The sequence below is a fragment of the uncultured Helicobacter sp. genome (genome assembly GCF_949282165.1).
Taxonomy (GTDB): Bacteria; Campylobacterota; Campylobacteria; order Campylobacterales; family Helicobacteraceae; genus Helicobacter_F.
Map to the genome: position 1 here is coordinate 79,368 of NZ_CASDOV010000002.1, position 12,884 is coordinate 92,251.

The following is a 12,884-nucleotide window of genomic DNA, read 5'->3' on the forward strand; positions in this document are numbered from 1 at the left end:
TTTTGCAATTGCGCTTAGGCATCGTGCTTACGCACGCACTATTATTTGAATCGGGCAAAGCCTTGATAAGGTTTTTGGCGTTGTGGATTCTGTAAGTTGCTTAGATTCTAAAAAGTTAGATTTTCTATTTTGTTTTTGTGAATCTTTAGAATCTATGGAGGTAGATTCTGTAATTGCTTGAGAGAATCTACAATTTAGAATCTCTAAAACTCCTCTATCAGGGCTTGGGCAGCCCCCTCGCCTATTTTGCCTCACTTCTTTTGCTTTGGTGGCTTTTCCCTCCTTGTTAGCTCTGCCTCGAGTATGTCTAGTGCCTCTTGGAGCTTTTGTGGGTGGATATAGACATTTTCTTTTTGCGGGTGGGGCGAGGTGTCGCGTGTGTGCCTTACCCCACCCAATGCAGTGCGTCAAAGTGCTCCTTTATCGCAGAATCCACCATCACATCGCTCACAAAGGTGTATTGACTCTCTTTGTTTTTAATCAGCACGCGCAGCTCCCTAGCCCCCTTGTGTGCGTGCGCAAATGTCTTGATCGCCTCAAAGGTGTGCGAGATGGCATTTGCCTGCATCGCTTCAGAATCTATCACGAGAGTAAGCGGCGTGCAGGTGTCAATCACTTGCGGACGCAAATCAAGCGGGATAGACTGAGGGGCTTTGTCTGGCTCGTCTTTGTGCTTTTTGAGGCGCACCTTTTGATCCTTTGCCTCCTCAAGCGTGAGGATCTCCATCACGCGCACTTCCTTTTTGTCATTCATCTCCTCGACTTTGCATTTAAAGGCAAGTGGTTCATCGGGATCGCGGTTTGTGGCTCGCAATTCCTCGATTTTTGCCAAATGCTTTTCAAAAATCGTGAAATTCGAGCTCCCGCCAAAATCTAGCAGCCCCACGCTGCCATAGGGCTTGCCCTTTTTGCTAATCCTGCGCTTGACTTCAATGACTTTGCCAACTAACATACATTGGCTGCCTATCTCGAGGCTGTGGATATCTGCCATCATACTCACGCCCTTAAGCGCGTCTATTTGGGCTTTGAATCTATCGAGCGGATGTCCGCCCAAATACACTCCAAGGCATTCAAACTCATACTGCAAAAGCATATTAGAATCGTATTCTTTGGCGTTGCTGATACTAAGATTCACACTCGTGGTGTCAAAATCCTCTTTGGCAAAAAGCGAGGAGGTATCAAACTGCGCGTTGCCCTTGTCTTTTTGCCGCCCTGCCTCGCAAATGGTGTCGATATTCTCTAGCATACTTTTGCGTGAAAATCCAAGTCCATCGAGGCTGCCGCTTTTGATCAGTGGCTCTAGGGAGCGTTTGGTGAGTTTGGAAAAATCCACGCGCCCGATGAAATCCGCCAAATCCTTGTAGTTGCCATTTTTTTCACGCTCGGATATGATATCTTCAATGGGCGCTTCGCCAAGCCCCTTAATCGCGCTTAGTCCAAAGACGATTTTTTTTACCCCATCAATCTCGCTCACGCCAAAGTCGTTTTCGGAGTAATTCACATGCGGGGGGAGCACCTCGAGGTTTAGTGCCCTCACTTCGTTGATGTATTTTGCTACCGATTCTACTTTGTTCGTCTCGCTGGTAAGCATTGCTGCCATAAACTCGTGTTGGTAGTAGGTTTTGAGATAGGCGGTTTGGTAGGTTATCATCGCGTAAGCTGCCGAGTGGGATTTATTGAATCCATAGCCGGCAAACTTGACGATGAGCTCCCACAAATCCTCGGCTTTTTGCCTATCTAAGCCATTTTTTTGCGCCCCATCGGCAAATTCTTTTTTGAGGCGCAGCATTTCATCGACTTTCTTTTTGCCCATCGCGCGGCGCACGAGATCCGCCCCACCTAGTGAAAATCCACCCACTGCCTGCACGATTTGCATTACCTGCTCTTGATAGACGATGATCCCATAAGTAGGGCGCAAAATCGGCTCGAGTATATCAAAGGCGTAAGCGATGGGTTCTAGCCCGTGCTTGCGCTTGATGAAGTCATCTAACATACCAGATTCCATAGGACCGGGGCGATAGAGCGCGAGCATCGCGATGATGTCCTCAAAAGAGCTTGGTTTTAGCTTTTTGCTGAGATCTTGCATACCCTCAGATTCTATTTGGAAGAGCCCAAGCGTGCTGCCGCTCTGAATCGTCCCAAACACCGCGGGATCTTCCATAGGCATAGTTGTAAAGTCGATATCTATATCATAACGCTTTTTGATGAGCTTGAGTGCATCATCAATCATCGTGAGCGTTTTTAGGCCCAAAAAGTCAAATTTGATGAGATCCACAGGCTCAAGCCAATCCATAGAATACTGCGTAACCACGCCCTTTGTCTTGTCATTAGCATACAGCGGGACTTTGTGCCAAAGCTCTTGGGCAGAATCTATCACGATAGCCGCGGCGTGGATACCTGCATTGCGCTTTAGTCCTTCAAGGGCTAGGGCGCGATCCCACACTTCTTTTGCCTTAGGGTTGTTTTGCACAAGCTCGCGGATTTTGGGCTCTTTTTCCCACGCGCCATCTTTTTCCTTGCCATCTTTGCCCACTTGTTTGGTAAGCGTGATACCTAGCTCATTTGGGATAAGCTTAGCAAAGGCATCAGCCTCGGCATAGGGCATCTCGAGCACGCGCCCTACATCGCGTATCACGCCTTTGGCTAAAAGAGAACCAAAGGTGATGACTTGGGCGACATTGTATTTGCCATACACGCGCGTAACATACTCGATCATCTCGCCGCGCCGCCGTTGGCAAAAGTCCATATCAATATCGGGCATACTCACGCGCTCGGGGTTTAAAAATCGCTCAAAGAGCAAGTCGTATTTGATAGGATCGATATTGGTGATAGCAAGGCTATAGGCTACGAGGCTCCCCGCCGCCGAGCCTCTGCCCGGTCCTACGGGGATACCATTAGTCTTGGCAAAATTCACAAAATCCCACACGATAAGCATATAACCCGGGAATTTCATATTGGTAATGATCTCGATTTCTTGCTCTAGTCGCTCTTTATAGCGCGTGTGCTCACTTTGTGGCACATTTTGGAGTCGCTTAGCTAGCCCCTCGCGGCATTTGTAGGCAAAATACACAGAATCTGTGATAGATTCTATATCCATTCCTAGCACAGAATCTAAGCCCTCTTTTTTGGCGTATTCTTGGGTGTTTTTGAAAGTCGGCGGGGTGGCGGGGGTGTTGTGCAGGATAATCTCGCCTGTGTGCTTGTTTTTTATCTCTTTGTTTTTGAGGCTGATATTTAGCTGGCATTTTTTGGCAATCTCTTGGGTGTTTGCGAGCACTTCTGGGATATCTAAGAAGAGCTTTTGCATTTGCTCTGGGGATTTGATATAAAATTCCTTAACGATATGCTTTAGCCCCTTAGAATCCCCCATAAGCACGCGGAATGCGATGTTTTGCGCGTCGGCATCATCTTGCAATGTGTAGTGCGTGTCGTTGGTAGCAATGACTTTGATCCCTAGCTCTCTGCCAAGCCGCAGAATCTGCTCATCGATAAAATACTGATCGCCAATCCCGTGGCGCATAATCTCTAGGTAAAAATCCTCGCCAAAGATGTCCTTATACTCAAGTGCTATGTCCTTTGCCACTTCATAGCCCTTCGCCCCAAAGCGCACATTGCGCTCGTTTTTGGTATTAAGATGCCAATTTATCTCGCCCTGCAGGCACGCCGAGCTACACACAAGCCCATCGCTATGCTCACGCAGGAGCTTTTTGTTAATCCTAGGGTAGTAGTAAAAGCCATTGATGAAGGATTGGGAGCTAAGATACATAAGGTTTTTGTAGCCTGTCTCGTTTTTGGCAAAAAGGCAGAGATGAAACCGCTGCTTGATACTTTTGTCGTTGAGCTCATCGCCATTGTGGATATAGGCTTCTAAGCCGATGATGGGGTTTATGCCCTCTTCTTTCATCGCGACATAAAACTCTAGCGCGCCAAACATATTGCCGTGATCAGTGATAGCCACAGAATCCATACCAAGCGCGCGGATTTGCTTAGCGAGATTTTTGATTTTGTTCAATCCATCTAAGAGAGAAAACTCGGTGTGCAAATGCAAATGTGTAAAGCTCATATTACGCTCCTTGCGAGGGCTTATTTGGCGGGGCATTATAATGAGATGTTTATTTAAAGCCCATAAATCCGCGCTACAATTTTCCACGATTTTTACGATTATGCGCTAACACTCTTTAATATTCTTTGTAAGGACTTTGGTTGAAAATAAGCTTGGGATTTTTGCCACGAGGCGCGCGGTGGGCTGCCTTTTTGTGTGTGCTTGTGGGGCTGTATAGCTGCTCGCCGCAGACAAGCTCGCTTGATACAGGCTCTCACTCCGCCACGCTTGCGCACTCTAGCGCAGATTCACAGGCTGCTCATACAGGAGATTCTAAAGATTCTACAACCCCTCCAAACGCCCCCAAATCGAGCGCACCCAAAAGCGCGCCAAAGTCTAAACAAAAAGATTCTATAAAGCCCCCAAAGCCTAAGCCAAAAGATTCACAAAAAGCCCCCGCCACCGCTCTTAGCACAGAATCTGGCGCGGCACCTCAAAGCGAGGGCAAGGGCGATGAGAGCGATGATAAGCCAAAAGATTCACAGGGCTTGAAATTCTCTTATAAAGATCTCATCGCGCAAACTCCCGAGGGGGGCGAGGGCGCAGAGCAGAGCGTGGATTATCACTACACGGGCGTGGTGCGGCTCTATCATAGCAATGGCAAGCTTGCGTGGGAGATTAGCTTCAAAGAGGGCAGGCAAGATGGCTGGACGAAGTGGTATTATGACAACGGACAGATACGCACGCAGATGTTTTTTGTCAATGGCGATGCCAATGGCGAGTCGCTGTGGTATTATCGGCACGGCGTGGTGCGCGAGCGGGGGAGATATGTCAATGACTTAGCCGATGGAGAATCCCATCTCTACACGCCAAGTGGCGCGCTCAAATACACGATTGTGTATCGCAATGGCAGGGAAATCTCACGCCAAGAGCACACGCCCCCAAACTCGCGCCAAAAACGCTAGCGTTATCACAATGAGCCCAAAGATGAGCCCAAAGCAGCCCCGATATTTTGCGCATTATTCCCATATCAGCCTAGGGATTATCAATATGTTCATCTCCGCGCTGTTTTTTGCGATGATGAATGCGTGCGTGAAGATTCTATCGCCTAGCATGAGCGCGGTGGAGAGCATATTTTTTCGCTCCATCATTATGGTGGTGCTGCTTTTGGGGTGGTTTGTGTATAAGCCCCCGCGCAAAAAATCCAAGCAAGGCGGCTGGTGGCTGCTGTGCTTGCGCTCGCTCTTTGGCGGGCTTAGTATGCTCGCGCTTTTTTATAATATCACGCATATCTCGCTAGGCGTGGCTTCTACCTTTTCACAGACGATGCCTATCTATGTCGTGCTGCTCTCAATGCTGTTTTTAAAAGAGCGCGTGGGCTTTGTCGTGCTGTTTGCGACTTTGCTAGGCTTTGGTGGGATTGTGCTTATTTGCGATCCGCATTTTAACTCTATCCCGATGCTAAATATTATCTTAGGGATTTTGGGCGGGTTTATGATGGCTTTGGCGTTTATTAGCCTGCGCAATCTTAAGGGCTATTTTGATGATAATGTCGTGGTGCTTGTCTTTGGTATCACGATGAGCGTGGTGAGTCTGGGCATACTCATCGTGCAAGCGAGTATGCAATCTTGGCAAGCGGTATGGCACACGCCTAGCCTAAGCGAGTGGGGCATAGTCATTGCTATGGGGATTTTTGGCACTTTTGGGCAGTATTTTTTGACAAAAGCCTATATGCTCGCACCCGCTGGGATAGTCGCGCCTATCGATTACACGCGCGTGGTGTTTGGACTGATTTTTGGCATTATGCTAGGCGATGCGCTGCCGCATTTTGGCGTGGGGCTTGGTATGGTGCTTGTGATCCTCTCTGGGATTATCATAGGGCTGCCAAATCTACTTAAAGATCTAAGAAGTATCAAAAGGAGCAAAAATGTCTGAATCTAATAACGCCATAGTCTCACTGCTCAAAAACGCCAAGAGCATAGCCATCTGTGGGCTAAGCCCCAATCCGCAAAAAGACAGCTTTCAAGTGGCGCAGTATTTGCAGGAGCATAGTTTTGTCATCACGCCCATTTATCCCAAAGAAGAGATGATACTAGGCCAGAGGGTGTATCGTAGCCTAAGCGAGGCGGTGGCGGATAAGGGGCGTTTTGATATCGTCGTGGCATTCCGCAATGCTAGGGCTTGCGAGGTGCTTGCTGAGGAGATTCTAAGCCTGCCTAGTGGGAGCGTGGGGGCGTTTTGGATGCAGCTTGACATACGCAGTGATGAGGTGGCTAGGCGTCTAAGCGAGCGGAGTATCCCTAATGTGCAGGATAAGTGCATACAAATCGAGCATGCTAGATTGCAATCTAGCACAAATGCAAGGGAAAATAAAGTATAATGCGATTTATATTTAATTTAAGGAGATTTTAATGAAAAATTTATCGGTGCGTGCGCAGCTAAGTGTGGGCTTCATCACGCTTGTTGCGCTTATTTTAATCATCGTCGTCGCTGGGTATATGAAAGTGCATTCTATCTCTGAAACTCTAGAAGACATAAGCCAAGTAAATGATGTCAAGCAAAGGCATGCTATCAACTTCCGAGGGAGCGTGCATGATAGGGCTATTGGCATTCGCGATATTATTTTGCTTGTGGATTCTAAGCACATGCAGCAGACTTATGCCCTTGTTAAAAAGCTTGAAGAAGACTACGCCACCAACGCCGTGCAGCTTGATGAGATTTTTAAAGACGCTTCGATGGTAGATGACAAAGAAAGGGAGATTTTAAAGAGTATCAAGGCAGTGGAGGCAAAGACTATGCCTCTGACAAAGAAGCTCATTGATTTGGCGCTTGCCAACGACAACGCCAAGGCTACCGAGCTTTTGGATTCTAAAGTGCGAGAATATTTTGTCGAGTGGCTTGCGGTGATAAATCAATTTATCGACTACCAAGAAGCCAAAAACCAAGCGGCTAATGAAGTCACTCAAGCATCGGTTTCCTCATATCTCACGACAGTGATTTGGCTCACTATCGTTGCGGTTATTATCGCTCTTATTGTCTCAATGCTGATTATCAAAAACCTTATGTCCTCGCTTGGTGGCGAGCCCAGAGTGGTGGCAGAGATTATGCGCAATATCGCACAGGGCAATCTCCAGCAAGACATCAGCACCAAAGTCCCAGATAGCCTGCTTGATGCCACTGCAAAAATGCAAGATCAGCTAAAATCTATCGTGCGAGAGCTCACAAGCAATGCCCAAGATCTCAACCTCAAAGCCCAAAGTGTGGCAGAATCTTCAGACAAAGCGAGCAAGGCATCCACACAGCAGGTAAGCTCCTCTTCCGATTCGGCTAAGAAGATTCAAGAAATCGCCCAAAGCACAGAAAATATCGCGCAAGTAGCCAATCAGACAGAGGAAAACTCCTCACGCACCACCGAGCTTTCACAAAAGGGACGCGATGCGCTCATGCAAACCGTGAGCGAGATTGAAAAAATCGCAGAGACTGTCAATAGCTCTAATGAACACATCAAATCGCTTGAAAAGCACGCCCAAGACATCAGCTCTAGCACACAACTCATCAAAGACATCGCCGATCAGACCAATCTCCTCGCGCTCAATGCCGCGATCGAGGCGGCGCGTGCAGGCGAGCATGGACGCGGGTTTGCTGTGGTGGCAGATTCTGTGCGGCAGCTTGCTGAGCGCACGCAGGACGCCACTTCAGAGATTGCTGCGATGATTCAGATTATCCAGAGTGAGACACAAACGAGCGTGGAGGCTATGGAGGCGGCAGTGCCACAAGCCGAGAAGGGCTTGCAGCTCGCACACGAGGCGAGGGGTATCCTCAATGAGATTTATCAGCAAGCCCAAGATTCACTCACGAAAGCAAAAGATGTCGCTAGGGCTTCAAACCATCAGGTGGAGGCTATGGGGCAGATTAATGCAGCGATTTCTAAGATGGCAGATATCTCTAAGCAAACCGCCGAGCTTATGGAGCAAAACACGAGTGTCAGCGAGAGCCTAGAGCAAATCTCATCTACACTCAAAGCCCATATCTCGCATTTTAAAATCTAGTAAAGTCGCGGGGAGAGGATCGCCTCTCACTTTGCTTGACTACTTTAAAAACACTGCTTTTTTATCCCTTGTTTTTAGAATTGGTGATTATAGAATCTAAAGCCCCATTTGGTATGGAGTGATTGTAGCGGGCGCGCTTGGGTTTAGCTTTTCGCGCGTGGCATAGGGCGAGTTTGCGCTTAGAGCTTAGCTTTTTGCGCACAAGCTTGTGTTTTTGCCCCTCACACTCCATAATCCACCCAAAAAGCCTATTTGCATTAGCCTCTAGCCCCCATTTGCGCACAAAGTTTAGAATCTCTCCCTACGCTTTGCGCCCTTTATGGCTTTATTTTCCAAACCAAGGCGCGCGTTATAGAATCCACGCGCCTAAAATCTTTGTGGAGAGGGTAACCGCCTAAAGAGGAGCGCGGCTTATCTGTCTGTCTTTGCTTGTGATTTGTCTTTAGTTATGAGGGAGCTTGTCAGCGAGGAGCTCTAGGGGGTGGAGGACGCGCACGGGGGAATTGATAGAATCTAGCGCGTTTGTGAGCTGCATTCGGCACGCGCCACATTCTGCGCTCACTATCTGCGCGCCGCTTGCGTGGATACTTTGGGCTTTTGGGATACCGGCTTTGAGTGTGAGGGCGTAATTAGAGCTTTGCATACTAATCCCCCCAAACCCGCAGCAGCGCGCACAATCTGACATTTCATTAATCGTGAAGTTTTTGGCAAGCAGGGCGCGCGGTTGCTTATACACGCCCAGCACCTTGCGCGCGTGGCAAGGATCGTGGTAAGTGATGGCATAATCCGCGCGCGTGCCCTCAAGGCGCGTGAGGATATCGGTGTGTGCCTCAAGCCACTCGCTTGTCATAAAAATCTTTGGCAATAGCCGCTCTAATCGCTCAACCCATTGCTTAGATTCTCCTGCCTCCTCGCCAAGCTCTAGCGCGTGCTTCCAATCCACCTTTACCATCGCCGCGCAAGTCGCCTCGGGGATTATCATCGCGTCTATATCCTCCCAAAACTGCTCAAAATACTCGATATTGCGCTTTATGAGCGTGGTGACGGTGCGTATATCGCCCGTGAAAAACGCCGGTGCGCCGCAGCATTCCTGAAACTTTGGGACAAAAGCTTCTATATCGAGGGCGTTTAGAATCTTTAGCAAACTCTCGCCCACATTGGTGTAGTTGTAGTTTGCTAAGCACCCGATAAAAATCGCCACGCGTCGTTTGTTTGGCTTAGGGCTAGATTCTATGTGTGCGCTAGATTCTGTATTTTGTGCGCTAGATTCTATGTCGCGCGCTTGTGGTGGATTGGTAGCGGGTAGTGGCGTGCCGTATTTTTGCAAAAAGGATTTTTTGGCAAAGGGAAAAACACTGCGCTTAATGGGAAGCCTTAGCTTGCTCTCATCGCTTTTAAAGAGGCAGGGAGCCACAAAGCCCACAAATGAAAACACAATATCAGCGATTTTTCTGTGTCGCAGGAGAAAAAAATACAATCGCTTATACCAGCTTATGCCAAATTCACGCGCGATGTCGATACGCACGGATTCTATAGCCGTATCCACGGGCAGTTTGGAGGGGCAGTTTTGCACGCAGGTGGTGCATAGGAAGCAAGATTCAAAGATTTTCTTACTTGTAGAATCTAGGGGCAGCTGCCCCGCCTTATACGCACCGAGGAGATCCAAAAACCCGCGTGGCGAGGTGGTTTCATCTCGATTGACTTGATAAATGGTGCAATCAGGGATACATTTGCCGCATTTGACACAAGAGAGCGCGGTGTTTTGCAAATCAAATGGCATTCTGTCCTCTTAAATCGTCTTACTAAAGCGTTTTTGCTCGCTTGCATTGTGCAGATACGCATCAAAGCACATTGCGATATTGCGGATGAGCATCGCGCCCGTTTGCGTGGTGGTGATGGAATCTTGGCGTATCTCAAGCAATCCCGCCTCCTCATACGGAGCCAAAAGGGCGAGCTCTCGCGCAAAATAGCTCCTAAAATCTATGCCAAATTCCTGCTGCGTGTGTGAAAACTCAAGACTAAGGTTGTTCATAAGCTCCATAATCACGCTTTTGCGCAGCCTATCCTCTCGCGTGAGTTTGATGCCTCGCTCGGTGGGTAAAACCCCGCGATTAAGTGCCGCCTCGTATGCCGCCATATCTTTATAATTTTGCGCATAATACTCCACGCCCTCGCTGATGCTTGTGAGCCCGATACCTATGGTTTGTGAAAAGCCCCTAGTTGTGTAGCCTTGGAAGTTGCGGCGCAGCTGTTTTTGTTGCTTGGCGCGATAGAGCTCATCGCTTTTTTTGGCAAAGTGATCCATACCTATCATCTCATAGCCTGCCGCGCCTAGCACCTTTATACTCTCTTGGAGGATTTTTAGCTTCTCTTGTGGTGGCGGGAGGGTGCTCTCATCGATTTTGCGCATTGTTTTTTTTATCCATGGCACGTGAGCGTAGTTAAAGATCGCCAAACGCTCGGGCGAGAGTTCTAGGACAGAATCTAGGGTTTGTTTGAAGGTGCTTAGATTCTGAAAAGGCAGCCCATAGATGAGATCGAAATTTATAGAATCTATCCCAAACTTGCGCGCTAGCTCCACCGCCTCGCGCACGAGCTCGGGGCTTTGGTGCCTATGCACGGCTTCTTGGACTTTGGGGTGAAAATCCTGCACGCCAAAGCTTAGGCGATTAAAGCCCCCATCGTGCAATACCTGCATTTGCTCCTGTGTGAAATACCGCGGATCCACCTCGCAGCTCACCTCCGCATTGGGCGTGAAGTTGGGGAATGTGGCGCGGAGAGATTCTATAATCTCTTGGAGCTCGTGGGCGTTAAAAAATGTCGGCGTGCCCCCACCGAAGTGAAACTGCACCACCTCTCTTGTCGTATCCATACTTTGGGCAAGCAGGGCTAGTTCTTTTTTAAAATACCCTATATAGCGCGCTTTTTTCTCCTCTTTGCTCGTATAGACGACATTGCACCCGCAGAAATAGCACGCAGAGCGGCAAAATGGCAGATGCACATACACAGAAAGCGGTATGTGGGCGTATTGCTTGTCGCTTGCTTGGAGATTTTCTCTATATTGTTTAGCGTCAAAATCGCTGTGGAATTCCACGGCAGTGGGATAGCTCGTGTATCTTGGTCCGGGCTTGGAGTAGGCGGCGAATTTTGCAAAGTCAATCATCGCTCATACCCTGCTTTTGTCGGAGGATATACTCATCGAGGTTAAAAAACAAATTGGGGTGCTGCTTTTTAACCTCACGCACCACAGAGGCGACATTTACCATAGGTAGCGTGCCATCGCTTTGGCGATGGGATTCTAGATACATTTTTGCCACGCTCATCGCGTCATCAAAATCGATTGGCATTTGTGTAGCCACTTCTCGCTCTAGGCGCATTAGGAGCTTTTCTTCTTGCACCTCTTTGATACGCCCTAGGAGTTTGTTTAGCATATTTTGGGGCATAAGCACAAACTCGCGATTGTCCCCATCTTGCAAAAACCAAATATCTTTGTTGCTCTCCAAACTGCCCTCTTGGAGCTTTAGTAGCGCGCTTTGGTTATCGATTTTGCTCAAATAGCCCATACCAAACTGCTGATGCACATCGTCTTGGAGCAGGAGCTCCTTTTTTGTGGGTTTCATCGTGTGTTTTGCCTTTGTAGCCATACCATAATGCCCTTTTGGGCGTGGAGGCGGTTTTGTGCTTCCAAAAACACTCTGCTTTGCGCGCCCTCTAGCACCTCCTCGCTGACTTCTTGTCCGCGATAGGCGGGCAGACAATGCAAAAATATCGCGTCTTTGTGTGCTAGAGCCATTGTAGCACTATCGACACAATAGCATTTAAATGCCTCTTGGCGTTCCTTTTTTTGGTCTTCTTGTCCCATAGACGCCCAAGTATCGGTTGTCACGACATTTGCGCCCTGCACCGCGGCGTGTATATCATCGCTAATGTGAATGCTCGCCCCACTCTTTGTGGCTTCTTGCAGGGCTTGCTCTAGGATTTGGGCTTTGGGCTCATAGCCCTTGGGCGAGGCGATACGCAGCTCAAAGCCGAGTTTGGCACACAGCCATAGCCACGAGTGCGCCATATTGTTGCCATCGCCTATGTATGCGACTATGGGCTTTTGTGGGTTTGACGGATAGAATCTGCTTGCGTGTGGCAGGGCAATTCCGCATTCTACCATCGTCATATAATCCGCCATAAGCTGCACGGGGTGGTAATCATCGCTTAGCCCGTTGATAACTGGCACGCTAGAGTATTGGGCGAATTCCTCGATTCTTGAATGCTCGCTGGTGCGCATCATTATCATATCAAGCATTGAGCTCACCACGCGCGCAGTATCTTTGATAGGCTCGCCGCGCCCAAGCTGTATGTCTTTATTAGAGAGAAAAATCCCCATACCGCCGAGCTGATAAATCCCCGCTTCAAAGCTCACGCGCGTGCGCGTGGAGGATTTTTCAAACACCATACCTAGGGTTTTGCGCTCTAAATACAGAGGTTGTGTTTGATTATGCCATTCTTGCTTGATTTGCAGTGCGAGATCGATGATGGCTAAAATCTCATCTTTGCTAAAGTCTCTAAGTGTCAAAAAATGTCGAATCTTGCTCACTCACAAATCCCTCCAATCCTTAAAATCCAAATAAAGCGCAGATTGTAGCAAAAAACGCCGAGTTTAGCCATAAGTTTGGGATAAAGATTCAAAACTTTGCGCAAGCCCGTGCGTGTTTGTAATGTATCGGGCTATGGGGGATTGTGCGCATACTAGCGCAGCTTGATGGGAGGCAAGCGGGGGCAGTGCTAGGTTTTTAGGCATT

General features: G+C 48.4%; 13 protein-coding genes. 4 read left to right on the top strand and 9 right to left on the bottom strand.

All coding sequences use genetic code 11. The features are described 5' to 3' along the window. Positions 1-27: 27 nt before the first annotated feature. From ACH2BK_RS02375 to dnaE, 3 genes are read right to left on the bottom strand one after another with little or no spacing between them, the layout of a single operon-like run. Complete coding sequence (locus ACH2BK_RS02375) at positions 28-255, bottom strand: hypothetical protein (RefSeq protein WP_394995537.1); 228 nt, start codon at positions 253-255, stop codon at positions 28-30. Continuing rightward, positions 252-398: a hypothetical protein gene (locus ACH2BK_RS02380; RefSeq protein ID WP_394995535.1), complete on the bottom strand. Its 147-nt coding sequence runs from the start codon at positions 396-398 to the stop codon at positions 252-254. The genes ACH2BK_RS02375 and ACH2BK_RS02380 overlap by 4 nt, the downstream gene beginning before the upstream one ends. Further along, positions 386-4,099 carry a DNA polymerase III subunit alpha gene (dnaE, locus tag ACH2BK_RS02385; protein WP_395001928.1) on the bottom strand — a complete coding sequence of 1,238 codons (3,714 nt, stop codon included), beginning with the start codon at positions 4,097-4,099 and terminating at the stop codon, positions 386-388. Before dnaE ends, ACH2BK_RS02380 begins: the two co-directional genes overlap by 13 nt. Positions 4,100-4,203: 104 nt before the next feature. Here dnaE and ACH2BK_RS02390 point away from each other — a divergent pair, with 104 nt between their 5' ends. Genes ACH2BK_RS02390 through ACH2BK_RS02405 form a run of 4 tightly spaced genes read left to right on the top strand, consistent with a single transcriptional unit; the run spans position 4,204 to position 8,091 of the window. After that, positions 4,204-5,007 (top strand): toxin-antitoxin system YwqK family antitoxin, encoded by an 804-nt coding sequence (locus tag ACH2BK_RS02390; protein ID WP_395001929.1) that lies wholly within the window; start codon positions 4,204-4,206, stop codon positions 5,005-5,007. A 22-nt stretch (positions 5,008-5,029) separates the two neighbouring features. After that, positions 5,030-5,977: a DMT family transporter gene (locus ACH2BK_RS02395; protein ID WP_395001930.1), complete on the top strand. Its 948-nt coding sequence runs from the start codon at positions 5,030-5,032 to the stop codon at positions 5,975-5,977. After that, positions 5,970-6,422 carry a CoA-binding protein gene (locus ACH2BK_RS02400; protein ID WP_394995524.1) on the top strand — a complete coding sequence of 151 codons (453 nt, stop codon included), beginning with the start codon at positions 5,970-5,972 and terminating at the stop codon, positions 6,420-6,422. Before ACH2BK_RS02395 ends, ACH2BK_RS02400 begins: the two co-directional genes overlap by 8 nt. A gap of 31 nt (positions 6,423-6,453) precedes the next feature. Further along, a complete protein-coding gene (locus tag ACH2BK_RS02405) occupies positions 6,454-8,091 on the top strand; it encodes a methyl-accepting chemotaxis protein (protein WP_395001931.1) in 1,638 nt (545 codons plus the stop codon). A gap of 61 nt (positions 8,092-8,152) precedes the next feature. Here the strand turns inward: ACH2BK_RS02405 and ACH2BK_RS02410 are convergent, their stop codons facing one another. The 6 genes from ACH2BK_RS02410 to ACH2BK_RS02435 form a co-directional block, all read right to left on the bottom strand. Then, entirely contained in the window at positions 8,153-8,374 is a 222-nt protein-coding gene (locus ACH2BK_RS02410) for a hypothetical protein (protein ID WP_395001932.1), read from the bottom strand. 159 nt (positions 8,375-8,533) lie between these two features. Further along, on the bottom strand, positions 8,534-9,871 hold the full coding sequence (locus ACH2BK_RS02415; protein WP_395001933.1) for a (Fe-S)-binding protein: 1,338 nt from the start codon (positions 9,869-9,871) through the stop codon (positions 8,534-8,536). A 9-nt stretch (positions 9,872-9,880) separates the two neighbouring features. Continuing rightward, positions 9,881-11,254: an oxygen-independent coproporphyrinogen III oxidase gene (hemN, locus tag ACH2BK_RS02420; RefSeq protein ID WP_395001934.1), complete on the bottom strand. Its 1,374-nt coding sequence runs from the start codon at positions 11,252-11,254 to the stop codon at positions 9,881-9,883. Next, positions 11,247-11,711 carry a DUF2603 domain-containing protein gene (locus ACH2BK_RS02425; protein WP_395001935.1) on the bottom strand — a complete coding sequence of 155 codons (465 nt, stop codon included), beginning with the start codon at positions 11,709-11,711 and terminating at the stop codon, positions 11,247-11,249. The genes hemN and ACH2BK_RS02425 overlap by 8 nt, the downstream gene beginning before the upstream one ends. After that, positions 11,708-12,670 (bottom strand): ornithine carbamoyltransferase, encoded by a 963-nt coding sequence (argF, locus tag ACH2BK_RS02430; RefSeq protein ID WP_395001961.1) that lies wholly within the window; start codon positions 12,668-12,670, stop codon positions 11,708-11,710. Before argF ends, ACH2BK_RS02425 begins: the two co-directional genes overlap by 4 nt. A 72-nt stretch (positions 12,671-12,742) precedes the next feature. Then, positions 12,743-12,883: a hypothetical protein gene (locus tag ACH2BK_RS02435; RefSeq protein WP_394955296.1), complete on the bottom strand. Its 141-nt coding sequence runs from the start codon at positions 12,881-12,883 to the stop codon at positions 12,743-12,745. Position 12,884: the final 1 nt, after the last annotated feature.